Here is a 14,190-nt window from a genome sequence, read left to right on the forward strand (position 1 = left end):
ATAAACAAAACGAAAAAAAAGATTTCTCTTGATCGATCGGCCTTACAACCACAGAAGCAAGCCAACTAAATACATCACATTTTTATAAAAGCATAGGTATTGATGATTCAACACAAACCAATGAACAGGGCTGGAGTTCTCGCTTTTCTGCTGAAGTCGACAAGCCGATTGGCTTGCCGACCGGGCATGTCTATAGGATGCTCTTCTCATATACAAAAGGCTAGGCAGGCGATAGCCATTTAATGGTTGGCAATCGGAAGCGGCGAACAAGCTCAAGCCGGTCATAAAAGGTGGCTAAAAACTGCTCATAGTTTCTTGTATTGGCCAAAATGATTCGAAGCGTCTGTTCCCGTCCATGCCTTTCTTCCTCTTTGTTGGTGGAGTAATAGCCTTCAATACATTCAAAATAGTGAAGCGGAAATACTAAACGGGCGTAGATAAGCCGCCAAGCAAAAGCGGACAACGGCGTCAAACGTTCGTACTCACGGAAAAAATGGCGAATTTGCTCATCATCGCTTCTTCCTTCTTTCATATATAAGGCTCGCACCCATTCTGCCAAATCGCGCGCGCAATGATCATATACCCAATCTGTCGGCAGCTTGACCTCTCTTCCTTCAGCCCAAAGGGTGTGGGCAATTCGTTCATGGCAAATGGTAGCCGAATCAACAAAATACGGCTGTTCATCCAGTTCCGTATCCGTGATGTATTGAATAGCATTTTCCGTAAGCCCCATATAATATGGGAAGGATTCAATAAACAGCTGCTCAAACTCTGCTTCTCGTGGCATCTTTATTTTTTCCTTCCAAAAAGACTCCATCTGATCAAGCCTTTGCCCCCACAATTCCTTCCATAGACCAATTCGCTTACAGTGGGCAACATAGGCTGGAAAATGCCGCCCCTGTTCATGCAGCTTTGCTAATTCCTTGCCCATTGGAATCGTTCGCGTATATACGTGCGGATAAATACGCAGAACAACAAAAGGCCGGTCTTGATGATAGGCTATGATCGTACCTGTTTTGGTCTGTACAAAAGAAGCGACTGATAGATCTCCTTTCGCGTGCAAGTACATTCCCATCTGATACAACTCATTAACTTCCTCACTCGTTCGCTGTTCAACAGGAACAATCATATATCGTTCATTTTTGAATAGAAATGTATCATACTCTCCAATCTTCTCTGTCTGCTCTATACTTAGCCCGTATTCATCGTTAATGACCTCACGCACAGCTCTCATCCTCCTTCAACAAAGTATATGAGGAGAGCATAAGAAAAATTTGTATAATCTGTCGAGCCGGCATAGACATAAAATATTTGCGCCCTATTTCGCTTTTTGAGTATAATACTAACAAATTCAATAAAGATGGATTTTCCTCTGTTTTGCTAAAACATTGCGACAGTATGGTATAGGCTTGATCAGGAAAAAACAAAGTGATGCTTTCATTGATAAAAATACAAGCAAAGCAGACAGCCATCGCTGTTTATTTTCAAAAAGGCAGCCAATCATCGATGTCCGGCTGGCAGACAGGCTGCAATGAAGCGGTCTAACTATCAACACCCATGATATCATGCATAAATTAGACACGTTTACACGGCAGCAAACATATACAATACAAAACACTTTATAAAAGAAATAGGTGAAATCAATGGAAAATCTCGAACAAACCGCTCGCAATTGGCTAGAAAAACGTGGCGTCAAAATCGAAGATATTGCTGATTTAGTATACTATCTACAATCCAAATACCATCCAAACTTAAAAATGGAAGAATGCATTGAAAATGTGAATCGTGTTCTTTCCAAACGTGAAGTTCAAAATGCGATTCTTACAGGAATACAGCTGGATGTATTAGCGGAAAAAGGGATGCTGGAAGAACCTCTTCAATCCATCATCCATCGAGATGAAGGGCTATACGGAGTAGATGAAATTCTCGCCTTATCGATTGTGAATGTATACGGATCGATTGGCTTCACCAATTACGGCTACATTGATAAACAAAAACCGGGAATTCTCCAATATTTGAATGATAAATCAACAGGAAAATGCCATACATTTTTAGATGACATTGTCGGAGCCATCGCGGCAGCAGCTTCAAGCCGTTTGGCACACCGTGCCGCCCATGAAAAAAAATAAAGCGAACGTTAGCCGAGCATTCCATTCTTGATGTTTATACAAAACAAAAGACAATGCCTATTATTAGGTGATCATCGTAGACGATATTTTATCCCCCGCCTCTAGGGCGAAGCTTCATATGGGCTATCCATTGCCTATTTCTGCTTTCATCGGAAAGGGTGCCTGAATGAACAGGCACCCTTTTTCATGGTATACTTCTTCTCTCGAACCTTGTTAAGCTATGAATGGAGCATCGGCACATCAAAGCCTTTCCAGCCACTCTTGAAGCGAATCTGCCGTGTAAGTTGGTTGCTGATCATATTGCTTTAGCAATTCTTTTGTAGTAACGCCAGTGTGTACAAGCAATGTGTCGATTCCTGCGTTCATTCCTGCCTTAATATCCGTATCATAATAGTCACCGATCATTAATGTTTCTTCTCTAGGCACTCCTAGAACCTTTAATGCCTGTTCCATAATGATTTTTTCGGGCTTACCAATAAAAATAGGGGACACTTGCGTAGAAACGGCGACCACAGCTGTCAATGATCCATTCCCAGGCAACAGCCCGCGCTCTGTAGGAATCGCGATATCACCGTTAGTCGAAATAAATGTAGCGCCGTTGCGCACAGCCAAACAAGCGATGGCCAGCTTTTCATATGTAATCGCCCGATCAATGCCCATTACAACAAATTCAGCATCCTCTGCTGCAAATGTAAATCCTTTCTCTTTTAAGGCTTCACGAATTCCGTCCTCACCAACGACATAGACCGAAGCGTCCGGTTTTTGTTCAAAAATATAGTTCGCTGTCGCTTGGCTTGTTGTGAAAATCTGTTGTTCAGTCGCTGGAATATCAAATGACTTCAGCTTTTCAGCCACCTGTATGGGTGTGCGTGAGGAATTATTGGTAACAAATAAATAAGGAATATTTCTCCGATGCAGCTCTTTTACAAATTCTCTTGCTTCTGCAATACATTCTGTTCCACGGTACATGGTTCCGTCCAGATCAATTAAATAGCCTTTATATTTCTTCATCATATTTTTGGCGCAGGAGCCCCCCCGCTCCAACGACTAAAGGGAGTAAGGGGGAGAGGAATGCGCCTTCCTCCTTTCTTTTTTGCATGATGTTCATAAGGACATGGAGAAAACCGTTGGCACTCCATTTGTGACTCCTTGATATAGGGATTGGGTTGCAGGAAACGTTACAACCGTAAAACAAGGTTATATTAACAACAAACACGCTGGAATGACAAAATATATGCTCCTTATGAAACGGCGACACTTATACTAACATCCATTCGATCAAAAGTCCGAACGCAAAAACAAAAACGCCCTTTATTGCATAAATAGAGCGTTCTTGTTTTTTATCATTCACCTGTCTGTTCTTTTATTTGATAGTGGCACCTGTCGTCTCCTTTTGTTATACAAGTGCGTAAAACAACTTCGGAAGTGTCCAAAAGCTGGCGAAAAAGCTGCTGTTCGCACGAGCAAACAGAATGATATTCTTTAGCCACTTCAGAAATGGGACAATGATACGCAATGAGGTGGTACGTTCCGTCTTCATCCCTCTTGACTTTTGCCATATATCCTTGCTCATTTTGCAGCTTTAAGAGCCGCTTCATTTTTTGTTCAAATGTTTTCTTCTGAAAATCACGCTCATATGTTGCTTTGAGCCGTTCGGTCCTCGCTCGAAAAAGCCTTTCCAGCATTTCGGCTCCCGCTACATGCTCCAGCTCCTTGAGCAAGTCCATCGTGAGCTGTTTATAATGCTGCGGAAAACGTTCTTCCCCTTTCTCCGACAGCTCATATACATTCGTTGGTCTTCCCATCGCTTGGCGAACAAGCGTTGCCTGAACAAGACCGTCACGCTCCAATGTATGAAGGTGGCGGCGCACAGCCATCTCACTCACTTCTAGCCGCTTGGCTAGTTCACCCGCGGTCAGCCGTTTTTCTATTTTCAACAGCTGCAGCAATTGCTGTTTCGTGGAAGAGGATTGATTATTCATCTCGTTCACCGTCCTCTCCCTCATTTTACGTTATTTCTGACATTTACACAATTTTTAAACAAAAAAGTTTCAAAAATCAATGATCAATTGCGAAACGCTGAAACAGGCCCAAGTTCATTTTCTAAGTATATGCGAACCGAAGCTGGATACGACTGCAAAGCGGGCAGCGCCCGTCGGAATATTGCAAGCAGCTCGGAATGGTTTTGTTCTGTATACTGCTGCACAAGCATTTTCCGGTATTGAATAATGGCTTTTAACTCTTGAGCTTGAACGCTTGTGATGACTTTCTCATCTGTTAAAATATCAATGATATCCTCATAACTGCCCGGATCTCGCATAATAAAGCCATCAATCATCGCGTTTCCCACATCAAGCACGGCATCAATACAAAGATGGGCAATACGTTCAAATGCGAGCTGAGCAATTTCTTCCTCCCATTCCGTTTGTTGTTCATAAATCCTTAATAGCCGCTCCATATAGCATAAGGTTGCTTCAATTTTAGCGCGATCAACAAAATACATGTCATCCTGCCTCCCTTTTCAATTAAACCCCTTTATAGTGTATTATAACAAACGGAGACAGATCGCATAAACGTCTGGTAAGATGAATATATCGACTTTTTTGGAGGTGCAACGCATGAGTGAACGATTTTTTTTATATGATGATGCCGTTGAATCCAAGACAAGATTTGTTAGCTTCCTTGGCCAACGGCAGCGCTTTGACTTGGCGATCGTTCAAACCGACCGCTTTTATGGAAAATATCTCGTTCTTGATATGCAAGGTAATCGGTTTGCCATTATTGGGCAGGATGATCTTGAAGAGCCAGGCTATTTAGAACATGCTTACCAATTAAGTGAAGAAGATGCCGACGATTTGCGTTCTTTCTTGTTTGAGGTGATTTAACCCCATCCACCGAGAAGTCTTCTGCCTGTAACAAAGCGGAGAGACATTTTTGCTTCCGTTATTCATATCGTGTTCATTTTAGGGGCATATTATAAACATCCCCTTAGATGAAGGAGGATGAACAAAATGCCTTATACGGACTTTTCCAGTGTCGAAAAACGGAGAGACTTTCTGACATCTGAAGAATTTCCCGATGGTCCATACGGATCGCCCATCAGGAAAGAGGAACCTGTCCAAAATAAAAGTACACCTTGGCATGAAGGACAACGCTATTACAGCAACTTTAATTATGAATATAAAGCGTTCCATCAAAATATTCCACGCCAATATCCAGGAGCCCATCCACCTCATGATGATCCGGCGAGGGATGAACAACCTCCGTATGATCAGCTTAATGACTAACGAAAAAACATGGCTATCTCATATCTCTTGAGATAGCCATCCTATTGACCAGCGCTTTCATTCTGAGCCCCTCTCTTCGCCCATCCGCTTATGAACTTCTTTGTTTCATTCTTATCTTTGCTCAGTTATCTTTATGTGGCAAGCGTTTTTAAGACCGTCTGAGGCAGAAAAAGGCGCGATAACTTTATACATGAACCCCTTCCTCTCACCTTCCCTGCGTGTAAAGGTGGGAAACTTCGCCGTGGAGGGTGTTAAATGATCACCTGTTAGAAAGAAGGCATCATGTAAACTGTATTTGCCTACCATCTCAGCCATGCTTATTTTTTAACTTTTCGTAATACAAAATAGGCGCAGCCGAAATTGCAATATTCATACAAATATTCGGATAATGTGCTAATTTTTGTATCATATGTCGCTTTTTGATTATGATCGTCAAAAAAGCCTCGCAGCCGTAGCTGATTATATCCCCAGTCTCCAACAATATAATCGTATTTATTCAAAATATCCGCATAGCGTGTGCGAAAGGCTTCTTCATTGAACCCGTTTTTCACATTTTCAACTAGCTCATAGCATGTATTGTTAATACAAATCATTTCTTTCACCTCATCCTTTATCATAAATGATGAAGCACTCCCAATCAATTACTGTTATGAAAGTTTGCATAGAAAGGAATGATGAAAACGAGGAGGTGTTTATAGTGAAGAAAACGGTCCTTGCTTTTTCCATTGGCGCCGTCGTGTCTCTCACTGGATGTGCGCAAATGGCAGAGGATAACAACAACGGGGATTTATATAGACGAAATGGAAATACGATTAATGTCACCGACCGAAATGATTTATATAATGTCGAAGGCGTTCCAAACGGCAATGATTCAAGGCTGAATAACTTCGGTTACGTCCGCCATCAAAAAAGCCCAATTATGGGAGATCGAACATCTTATGGCGCGATGCCAACATTAAATCGCGAACGGGTCGCCGATTTAATTAGCAAATTATGTGTACAGCTGCCAAATGTGAATGATGTGGCGACGCTCGTAACTGATGAGGAAGTACTCATTGCTTACGATACAGATACAAAAAACCGATTGGAGACAGCCGATCAAGTGAAAAAAACCGCCCTTTCTGTCGTACCGCGCTACTATCATGTCTATGTCGCGGATGACCCGCGAATGATGAAAGAAATCGAACGCTTTGGCCGTTTAGATTCGAACAGCCAAAATATTGACCAAATTCTCGACACAACGATTAAAGACATGCTTAAATATCCGCAAGGTCGGAAGCTGAGTGACGGAGAAAATGCCAATGGCGAAATGATTCATGAAATGAACGATCGTCTCGATCGTGATTTTCGCGATGGCACACCAAAAGAAACAAAAGCAAAATAACGAAAAGGTCCTGTTTACAAAAAACAGGACCTCAGCTTGTCGAAAAAGTCGACAAGCTTTCGCCTACTTTGGTAGGCATTTTTTATTGCGTAAAAATGGGCGTAAAAAACATATATGGTCGGAGTTTTTTTGTGTCATTCTAAGTGCAGCAAAAAATGCGGCGAAGCTAGGAAAATTCAGTGTTCGGCTATACCCCATTAAACATACCCACGGCTGGGTAGTTACAATTGGGCACCCTACGCTGTACCCGATTGTGTCTATGACCAGAATTAAGCTCCGCTCATATGGATGACCTCGCAAAACGCAAGGGGGGATGGATAATTCGTCCACTCCTTTAAAGGCCAAGAAAAAATTGAAGGATAAAACATGATGGGATAAACAAACTTTACTGCATGTTTTATTACTCTTTTTTTCAAAAATAAAAAAATACTCCATTTTTATCCCTGAACAAAAAAATGGCCGCTAAAATTGGCGTATAACGCATTTTAAATGGCAGGGTAATGGTTTTCCCCTTGCTTTAAAAAACGCTCTACGGGATTAATAAGTGGCTTAAAATTGATTATCGTTTTTATAAGTTCGTAGATCGTTAGGAAGTAGCTTAGTTTGCTGCAATGTCATTTTCATTCAACATAAAATATGAACTATGTTGAATAGTAATGATGATGGTGGCAATATTTAAGTGTAAAATTCAACATAGTTTATAGGTGGTGAGAGGAATGCTGGAACAATTCGAACGATATTTATGGGAAGAAGGGAAAAGCGAAAATACCATTAAAAGCTATTTGCAGTCGGTCGCAGGATTTTTGAAATGGTTTGATGAATCCAAAGATGTAGAGTTTAAACGGCTTCATCGTGAGAATGTTCAAGAGTATATTTCTTTTTTACGAACCGTTAAGAAAGCAAAACCAACAATTAACACAAAATTAAACGCCTTGGTCAAATTCAATGAGTTTCTGCTCGAAACGAAAGTACAGCGGGATATGGTATTAACCAAAAAGGATTATATGAAGGTACAGCCACAATACGCTTCATTGGCCAAAGTGGAGCTGAAAGACGTTGAGAAATTCCGTCAACTGGTACTGGATAGCGGAAATAAGCGTAACTATGCGTTAGTTACCCTTTTGGCGTATGCTGGACTGCGAATTTCTGAAGCGCTGAACCTGAAAATGAGCGATTGCAACCTTGTTTCTAGGGAAATCACGATAAGAAGTAGCAAAGAAGATAAGTATCGAGTAGTATTTATGAACGACAAGGTTAAATCCGCTCTCGAGTTATGGTTAAAGGAACAAAAAGAAAAAGGGATTGAGAGTGAGTACCTTTTCATTAGCAACCGCAATCAACCGTTAAACCGCACGACGATCAATAAGCTGTTTAAAGAGTACTCGGAACACATCGGAAAAGGGATAACTCCTCACGATTTGCGACATTTTTTTGTTCTCACGCCATTAGCCGAGGATTGAGTGTACATGAAGTGGCCAATCAACAGGACACTCGAACATTCATACTACGCTTTTATACACGAATCCAACAAAAGACGAGTTCATTCAAAAAATGAATCAGTTATGATGGGAAGGTCGGCTATGGTTGCTTGCCATGGCTTGACGAATTGATTTACTATCATCTGCCGCATCACGCAACGCAAATTCAATATTCCATTTAGATAAAGATGGCAGAGATCCAGGTTCGACAGATTCGTCATGTCGATTGCCGTCGTAAATACATGTGATAAAACATGTCCGTCACTCCATGTAAAGCCATGTGTCTAATTTTATCTAATATGATACTGTACAAGTATTTAAAATAAAAAATTCGAAATATTAAGAAATATATAAAGGTATACTGGCTATGAATTCAAGGGTTATCAAAAATATTTGTCGAATAATGTGTTATTTTGTTGTATTTTTTTGGTATAATTTGTGTTATATTTTTTGCAATTTATGTTATATTACTGTCAGATTATAACTTTTGGATAAATTTATAAATATACATCTCTAGTTACGATGATGTATAAAATTTTGTGTAAAGCATTTTACTAGACCAAAAGAAAAAGGTAGGGTATTCTCTGATTTGGCCAAAAATCTTAGAGAAAGGAGAACCCTACCTATGTCTAAAAGTATACCGAATGTAGACTGGGTCAATCAAATGGAAAACGCCATTCGTCAGTTTGTAAAGGAAAAACTAGAACGGATCATGCGGGAAGAAATAAAAAATTTCCTCGAAATAGAACAAGCCGGAACATCGAATATGAGAAACGGCTACTATCAACGAAATCTAGATACGCAGTATGGTCGTATTGAAGGACTTTTGGTCCCAAGAGACCGAAACGGGGAATTTCAAACGCAGTTGTTCACCCCTTACCAACGCCATACCGGCTGGCTTGAGGAAGCCGTCATCAAGATGTATCAAAGTGGGATGAGTACGCGTGAAATTGGCAAGTTTATCGAACGAATTTTAGGGAATGCCTACTCACCAACAACGATTAGTCATATCACGGATGTGGTAAAGGAGGACATTGCGAAATAGCACACACGTCCTCTACAAAAGCGATATTCGGTCTTATATTTGGATGGGTTGTACGTGAAACTTCGTCGAGATACGGTAAAAAAGAGGGCATTTATGTCGTGCTAGGTGTAAACGAAGAAGGGTTTCGTAAAATTCTTGATTTCTTTGTGGGAGGACAGGAAAGCGCCCATGTATGGCAGGAGATTCTTCAACAACTATACAACAGAGGCGTCAAGGAAGTCCTTCTAGGCGTATTCGATGGACTACTAGGGTTTAGAGGAAGCCTTTAAGACGGTTTATCCGAAAGCCGATGTGCATTGTGTCGTTCACAAAGTCCGCAACACGCTCCAGCGTGTTCGGAAAAAAGATCAATTTGAAGTGGCAGAGGGTCTCAAGCTGATTTATTGCGCACCGAATAAGGAGATGGCGTTACAGATGTTTCAACAGTTTGAGTCGAAATGGTCCAGCAAGTATCCGAGAGAAGTTCAATCTTGGGCTAATGAGTGGGATGTCCTCCTTACATTTATGGAGTATCCAAGCCGTATTCGAAGTGTGATTTACATGACCCATGCCATCGAACGAACGATCAAGGAGATTCGGAAACGTCTCAAGCCCATGAACAGTTTGAGCAGTTTAGAAGCTGCTGAAAAAGTCGTGTATTTGACCATCCAAAATTTTAATGAGAAAGGGGCAGGGAGAAGGTTGCGAGGATTTGCCGAAGCTCATGAAGCCCTCGAGCGAATGTTTGAAGAGCGTTATCACTAACCAAACACTGTAAATTAACGAAATAAAAGGGGATCCCCCCTTTCCACACAGAAGACTGAATATTCAGTCTCCTGTGTGGAGGAAACAGCCCCCCTCTCTATTCTAAAATCCATTTCAGAGATACCCTATCTATTTTACATTACACAAAATTCTTGACGGTACCAACAGTTATCTTAATATTTTCATGTAATTATATAAAAATGTAAAAGGAGTGAAAGAATGAAAAGAATTTTAGCATTATTTTTATCTCTCTTACTAATTATTACTTTTGTTGAACCTGTTGCTCCCACGAGTTCTGCAGAATCCACAGAAGAAGAGTACATTGTAACATTAAAAAATCCAGAATCACTAGATAAATTCTCAAAAGAGAAGTTTAAAGACAAAAAGCACAAGAGGCTTAATCTTACAAATTCGTTGGTCGTCTCTCTTTCACCAGATGAGGCAAAGTGATGCTAGACTAAATAGTGGACACCGAGAATCGAGAATGCGACAATAAACCTAGCAAAATCGAGGTGTCCGAAGATGAGTCAGAAATATGACAAAGAGTTCAAAATCCAAACCGTAAAAATGATTCAGGAACAGGGGAAGCCGGTGGCGCAGGTCGCCCGAGAATTGGGCGTATCCGACAATACTCTGTACCGCTGGATCAACGAATTCAAACAGGATCCGGTCCATGCGTTTCGCGGCAGCGGCAACCTGAAAATCGAGGAAAAAACCCTTCTCGAAAGGCAGAAACGAATCCGCCAACTCGAGATGGAGAACGAAATTTTAAAAAAGGCGATGCACATCTTCGCAAAAGACCGGAACGGATCTTTGCGTTTATCCACAAACACCGCTCCAAGTATCCGGTATCGGAGATGTGCAAGGTTTTGAACGTATCCCGGAGTGGTTATTATCAATGGACCAGGCGCCAGGAAAGCGAGCAAAAGAAACGTCGCCGAGAACTAGAACAACAGATTAGCCGTATCTTTGTGGACTCGCGTCGCCTGTACGGCAGCCCGAAGATCGCTCAAGTCTTGCGCCAGCAAGGTGTTCGGGTATCCGAAAAAACGGTCGCCCGCATCATGAAGGAACTGGGGCTTAAGTCGCGCACCGTCAAGACATACAAGACGACGACGAACTCGAACCACAATCTGCCAGTGCATGACAATGTGCTGAACCAGCAGTTCAGGGCACAAGCTCCCAATCAAGTCTGGATGGCGGACATCACTTACGTTCCGACAGACGAGGGATGGCTCTATGTCGCGAGCGTGATGGACTTGTACACGCGCAAAATCGTAGGCTGGCACGCCGATGAGCGAATGACCAAGGAATTGGTCCTGCAAGCTCTGGATCAGGCTTACAACCGTCAACGGCCGAAAGGCGAAGTCCTGCATCATTCCGATCGCGGCAGCCAATACGCATCTCATGAGTACCAAAAACGGCTCTTGAAATACGGGATGAAATGCAGCATGAGCCGCAAGGGCAACTGCTATGACAATGCCTGCATCGAATCGTTCCACAGCGTGCTCAAAAAGGAACTCGTCTATCTGGAGAAGTTCAGAACCCGCAAGGAAGCCCAAAGTCGGATTTTTGAATACATCGAGTTTTTCTACAACCGGAAACGCGTACATTCCGCTATCGGGTATCTTACACCTTTTCAATACGAACGAATGTACGGTCAAATTGCGTAATTTTCTCGATTCTGGCTGTCCAATCTATTGACAGAGGTCCACTTCCATTCTTCACGTAAATGCCGGACATATTGACGTACGGTACTCTCTCCAACCGAAAGGTTTGGATCACGTTCCTCTAACCAATCTTGTATCTGGGACGCTGAGATGTCTGGATGTTTCTGAATCCACTGTAAAATCATATCTCGATACGGATCTAATTTCCTTTGCTTTGTGGAAGCTAACCACCTCGTCATCTCTTCTGGTGACCGCTGAAGATAATGATATAAAGTTGTTCGGGATATGTTTAGCTTTTTAGCTACTGCAACTTTACTAAATCCCTGCTTTAACAGTTGGTAAATTTCCATGTACACTTCCCACTTATCCACCTTTCTTTTCCTCCTAGCAACTAAGTAGAATGTCAATATCTATCTTAGCTGTTAAGAGCGTTTTTGGTAAATGAGTGTCCAATTTTATTTGTCGGAAACTGTCCAGTTTAGTTTAGCAGTTACAAACCATAAATATTAAATGTTACCTGAATTTTCTGATGTATCTAAAAGCAAAACTAGAATGAGAGTAATAGGAGGGGAAAAGCAGAATTGACGCTATAATTACAAGTTTCATCCTTTTATAGTACCCGAAAAATTATTACAGCAATAATTCCTCCAATAAATTGTAAGCTAGCTAGAATTCATATAAATCTTTTCCTTATCTATTAAATATTTGGTTCTGTCATCATTCAATATTGATTTTAGGACATAAAAAATTCGTCTTGTAAAAGCTAGGTGTTTTCTTCTTCTATTACTATTACACGAACGCACTCGTTCATTAAACACACTATATTTAAGATTTATTACGCTTAAAAAGTTGTATAACGTTCGAATAGACACTGTAAACAAAGAAACACCAAACCATCCAAGGAAATATTATGTATAAGATATTCATGAGGTTACTAAGTATTTCATGCGGAGTTCTTTCCATAGTAAAACTATAATCATAAACGAATCCAATCCAATACAAAAGCAATAAACCACAGAAAACTATGAAAGGAAATGTTCTTTTAGCTGTTGCCATCAATATCATGTTTACAACGATAAGAATGATTATTAAATTTGGATGTGTCATATAATCCACTACACTATCATTAGCATAAATGTCATTAGAATCACGCATTTCAAGTCACCACCGTAAAAAACAAAATTTCGGTTCATCACCAAAAGATGTACTTGATTTTTACGTTAACATATGATAGCAGTCTCTAAACGCACACGCAAAGCAAAGCGTTGGATATTTCGGTATCCATATCCCCGCCTTTTGATCAACTTGATTTTGTTGTTGATTCCTTCCATTGGGTCATTGGAATAAGGAAAAACGATGCAAGAAAGCACCGCCTCTTTTCGAGCGAGCAGCGCCTTGGTAATACTTTCGCACAGCCGCACATTCACTAAAGAGGTGGCGATCAAACCATTGTGCCAAACGAGTTTCGGCTTGTTTTCTTGTTGGACTTTTCGATACGTAACGGAAGTGCTGAAGAGTTTGATAGACATGGCGTAAATACGAACTTTCTTGACACCATTGTCGAACGTTCTGTCTCTCTTCTTCTGTCAACTTTTCTGGCCGTTGGCTCAATAATCGGCAAACACGGCGAACGCTTCCATGTTTCGTTCCACCTTTAGCAAGGTATTTACGGCAACGCTTGAGTGCATCGGTGAACAACTGAATGACATGGAAGTGATCGAGAACATGGATCTTGGACACACTTTTTGAATGGCTTTTCTCATGGCTGGAGCCAAATCACTGACGATATACTTCGCCGTTGAAGCGACAGGTTGAAGGACCTCTGCAATCGCTTCTTCATTCTTTCCTGAAGCCATAGACAGGGCACGCCGAGTTTGAGCATCCATCTACGGCTACTCTATAATCTTGTCCTTTACGGAAAGCGAATTCATCCACGCATACAACGGTCGAATCCGAAGTTGACAAACAAGCCGAGGTATATTGATAAAACCAACGTTCTACCGTTGTATAAGCAAGTTGTAAAAAGTGAGCGACTTCTTGAATCGTTTTTTCGATACAGAGCTGAGCGACCCACTGTTGAAACGATTCCGTTACGATACTGTAAGATGGAAGTCCTGGATAGGAAACGGTAAACGTAAGGGAACAAGTGGAGCAACGTCTTCTTTCAACAGGGAGTTCAATACAAAATAGACCGATTGTATGAGTATAGCCATGGATCCATTGCTTCCGTTTGGATGCATGACACTTTCGTTGTACGTCCGAAGCAAACGAGGCAGACCGGGCAATGCGGAGGAAGAGACAGTTCGAAAATCCAGCGATCTCCCTCTTTTCGTTCTCCTTGAATAAGAAAGTCTGGTAAATCGATAAAACCTTTGATCAACTGAGAATGCATGCGAAATTTCCTCCATGGTTGATGGTTTGGTCACCTTTATCATACAGGAAATTTCGCTTTT

Annotated in this window: 12 protein-coding genes and 3 pseudogenes; 8 read left to right on the forward strand and 7 right to left on the reverse strand. The window is 41.3% G+C overall.

Going from position 1 to position 14,190, the window contains the following annotated elements:
* Window positions 1–220: 220 nt before the first annotated feature.
* On the reverse strand, window positions 221–1,234 hold the full coding sequence (gene yutH / locus GRQ40_RS15580; RefSeq protein WP_236546347.1) for a spore coat putative kinase YutH: 1,014 nt from the start codon (window positions 1,232–1,234) through the stop codon (window positions 221–223).
* Between the two features lie 409 nt (window positions 1,235–1,643).
* Between yutH and GRQ40_RS15585 the strand changes: the two genes are divergently transcribed.
* Window positions 1,644–2,129: a phosphatidylglycerophosphatase A family protein gene (locus GRQ40_RS15585; protein WP_066148845.1), complete on the forward strand. Its 486-nt coding sequence runs from the start codon at window positions 1,644–1,646 to the stop codon at window positions 2,127–2,129.
* 240 nt (window positions 2,130–2,369) lie between these two features.
* On the opposite strand, the gene GRQ40_RS15590 is transcribed toward GRQ40_RS15585, so the two are convergent.
* The 3 genes from GRQ40_RS15590 to GRQ40_RS15600 form a co-directional block, all read right to left on the reverse strand.
* Window positions 2,370–3,140 (reverse strand): TIGR01457 family HAD-type hydrolase, encoded by a 771-nt coding sequence (locus tag GRQ40_RS15590; RefSeq protein WP_159720933.1) that lies wholly within the window; start codon window positions 3,138–3,140, stop codon window positions 2,370–2,372.
* A gap of 332 nt (window positions 3,141–3,472) precedes the next feature.
* Window positions 3,473–4,111 carry a helix-turn-helix transcriptional regulator gene (locus tag GRQ40_RS15595; protein WP_044742342.1) on the reverse strand — a complete coding sequence of 213 codons (639 nt, stop codon included), beginning with the start codon at window positions 4,109–4,111 and terminating at the stop codon, window positions 3,473–3,475.
* An 83-nt stretch (window positions 4,112–4,194) separates the two neighbouring features.
* Window positions 4,195–4,632, reverse strand: a complete 438-nt coding sequence (locus tag GRQ40_RS15600) for a DUF86 domain-containing protein (RefSeq protein ID WP_159720320.1) — start codon at window positions 4,630–4,632, stop codon at window positions 4,195–4,197.
* A 115-nt stretch (window positions 4,633–4,747) separates the two neighbouring features.
* On the opposite strand from GRQ40_RS15600, the gene GRQ40_RS15605 reads away from it, so the two are divergent.
* Window positions 4,748–5,014, forward strand: coding sequence for a DUF3055 domain-containing protein (locus GRQ40_RS15605; RefSeq protein WP_044742337.1), 267 nt, complete (start codon window positions 4,748–4,750; stop codon window positions 5,012–5,014).
* A 126-nt stretch (window positions 5,015–5,140) separates the two neighbouring features.
* On the forward strand, window positions 5,141–5,416 hold the full coding sequence (locus GRQ40_RS15610) for a cytosolic protein (RefSeq protein ID WP_369818726.1): 276 nt from the start codon (window positions 5,141–5,143) through the stop codon (window positions 5,414–5,416).
* Between the two features lie 317 nt (window positions 5,417–5,733).
* On the opposite strand, the gene GRQ40_RS15615 is transcribed toward GRQ40_RS15610, so the two are convergent.
* On the reverse strand, window positions 5,734–6,009 hold the full coding sequence (locus GRQ40_RS15615; protein ID WP_044742343.1) for a YutD family protein: 276 nt from the start codon (window positions 6,007–6,009) through the stop codon (window positions 5,734–5,736).
* A gap of 167 nt (window positions 6,010–6,176) precedes the next feature.
* On the opposite strand from GRQ40_RS15615, the gene GRQ40_RS15620 reads away from it, so the two are divergent.
* The 5 genes and pseudogenes from GRQ40_RS15620 to GRQ40_RS15640 all read left to right on the forward strand — a co-directional run bounded on the left by GRQ40_RS15620 (window position 6,177) and on the right by GRQ40_RS15640 (window position 11,740).
* Entirely contained in the window at window positions 6,177–6,800 is a 624-nt protein-coding gene (locus GRQ40_RS15620) for a YhcN/YlaJ family sporulation lipoprotein (RefSeq protein ID WP_369818775.1), read from the forward strand.
* 716 nt (window positions 6,801–7,516) lie between these two features.
* Window positions 7,517–8,366 (forward strand): annotated as a pseudogene (locus GRQ40_RS15625) (tyrosine-type recombinase/integrase).
* Between the two features lie 537 nt (window positions 8,367–8,903).
* Window positions 8,904–10,067, forward strand: a pseudogene (locus GRQ40_RS15630) (IS256 family transposase).
* 219 nt (window positions 10,068–10,286) lie between these two features.
* Window positions 10,287–10,517: a hypothetical protein gene (locus GRQ40_RS15635; RefSeq protein WP_159720321.1), complete on the forward strand. Its 231-nt coding sequence runs from the start codon at window positions 10,287–10,289 to the stop codon at window positions 10,515–10,517.
* A 72-nt stretch (window positions 10,518–10,589) separates the two neighbouring features.
* Window positions 10,590–11,740, forward strand: a protein-coding gene (locus GRQ40_RS15640; protein ID WP_201295959.1) for an IS3 family transposase whose coding sequence is annotated in 2 segments (ribosomal slippage) — window positions 10,590–10,845 and window positions 10,845–11,740 — 1,152 coding nt in all. Because the reading frame shifts where the segments join, the coding sequence is not laid out codon by codon here.
* On the opposite strand, the gene GRQ40_RS15645 is transcribed toward GRQ40_RS15640, so the two are convergent.
* Window positions 11,728–12,108 carry a helix-turn-helix domain-containing protein gene (locus tag GRQ40_RS15645; RefSeq protein WP_236546348.1) on the reverse strand — a complete coding sequence of 127 codons (381 nt, stop codon included), beginning with the start codon at window positions 12,106–12,108 and terminating at the stop codon, window positions 11,728–11,730. The two genes, GRQ40_RS15640 and GRQ40_RS15645, sit on opposite strands and share 13 nt — an antisense overlap.
* A gap of 849 nt (window positions 12,109–12,957) precedes the next feature.
* Window positions 12,958–14,129, reverse strand: a pseudogene (locus GRQ40_RS19070) (ISL3 family transposase).
* Window positions 14,130–14,190 lie beyond the last annotated feature (61 nt).

The sequence above is a fragment of the Anoxybacillus sp. PDR2 genome (assembly GCF_009834045.1).
GTDB classification, from domain to species: Bacteria; Bacillota; Bacilli; order Bacillales; family Anoxybacillaceae; genus Anoxybacteroides; species Anoxybacteroides rupiense.

Excerpts from the sequence above, each read along its gene's own strand:
- GRQ40_RS15585 (WP_066148845.1), top strand. The coding sequence starts at position 1,644 with ATGGAAAATCTCGAACAAACCGCTCGCAATTGGCTAGAAAAACGTGGC.
- yutH (WP_236546347.1), bottom strand. The coding sequence starts at position 1,234 with ATGAGAGCTGTGCGTGAGGTCATTAACGATGAATACGGGCTAAGTATA.
- GRQ40_RS15590 (WP_159720933.1), bottom strand. The coding sequence starts at position 3,140 with ATGAAGAAATATAAAGGCTATTTAATTGATCTGGACGGAACCATGTAC.
- GRQ40_RS15620 (WP_369818775.1), top strand. The coding sequence starts at position 6,177 with ATGGCAGAGGATAACAACAACGGGGATTTATATAGACGAAATGGAAAT.
- GRQ40_RS15635 (WP_159720321.1), top strand. The coding sequence starts at position 10,287 with ATGAAAAGAATTTTAGCATTATTTTTATCTCTCTTACTAATTATTACT.
- GRQ40_RS15595 (WP_044742342.1), bottom strand. The coding sequence starts at position 4,111 with ATGAATAATCAATCCTCTTCCACGAAACAGCAATTGCTGCAGCTGTTG.
- GRQ40_RS15605 (WP_044742337.1), top strand. The coding sequence starts at position 4,748 with ATGAGTGAACGATTTTTTTTATATGATGATGCCGTTGAATCCAAGACA.
- GRQ40_RS15615 (WP_044742343.1), bottom strand. The coding sequence starts at position 6,009 with ATGATTTGTATTAACAATACATGCTATGAGCTAGTTGAAAATGTGAAA.
- GRQ40_RS15610 (WP_369818726.1), top strand. The coding sequence starts at position 5,141 with ATGCCTTATACGGACTTTTCCAGTGTCGAAAAACGGAGAGACTTTCTG.
- GRQ40_RS15600 (WP_159720320.1), bottom strand. The coding sequence starts at position 4,632 with ATGTATTTTGTTGATCGCGCTAAAATTGAAGCAACCTTATGCTATATG.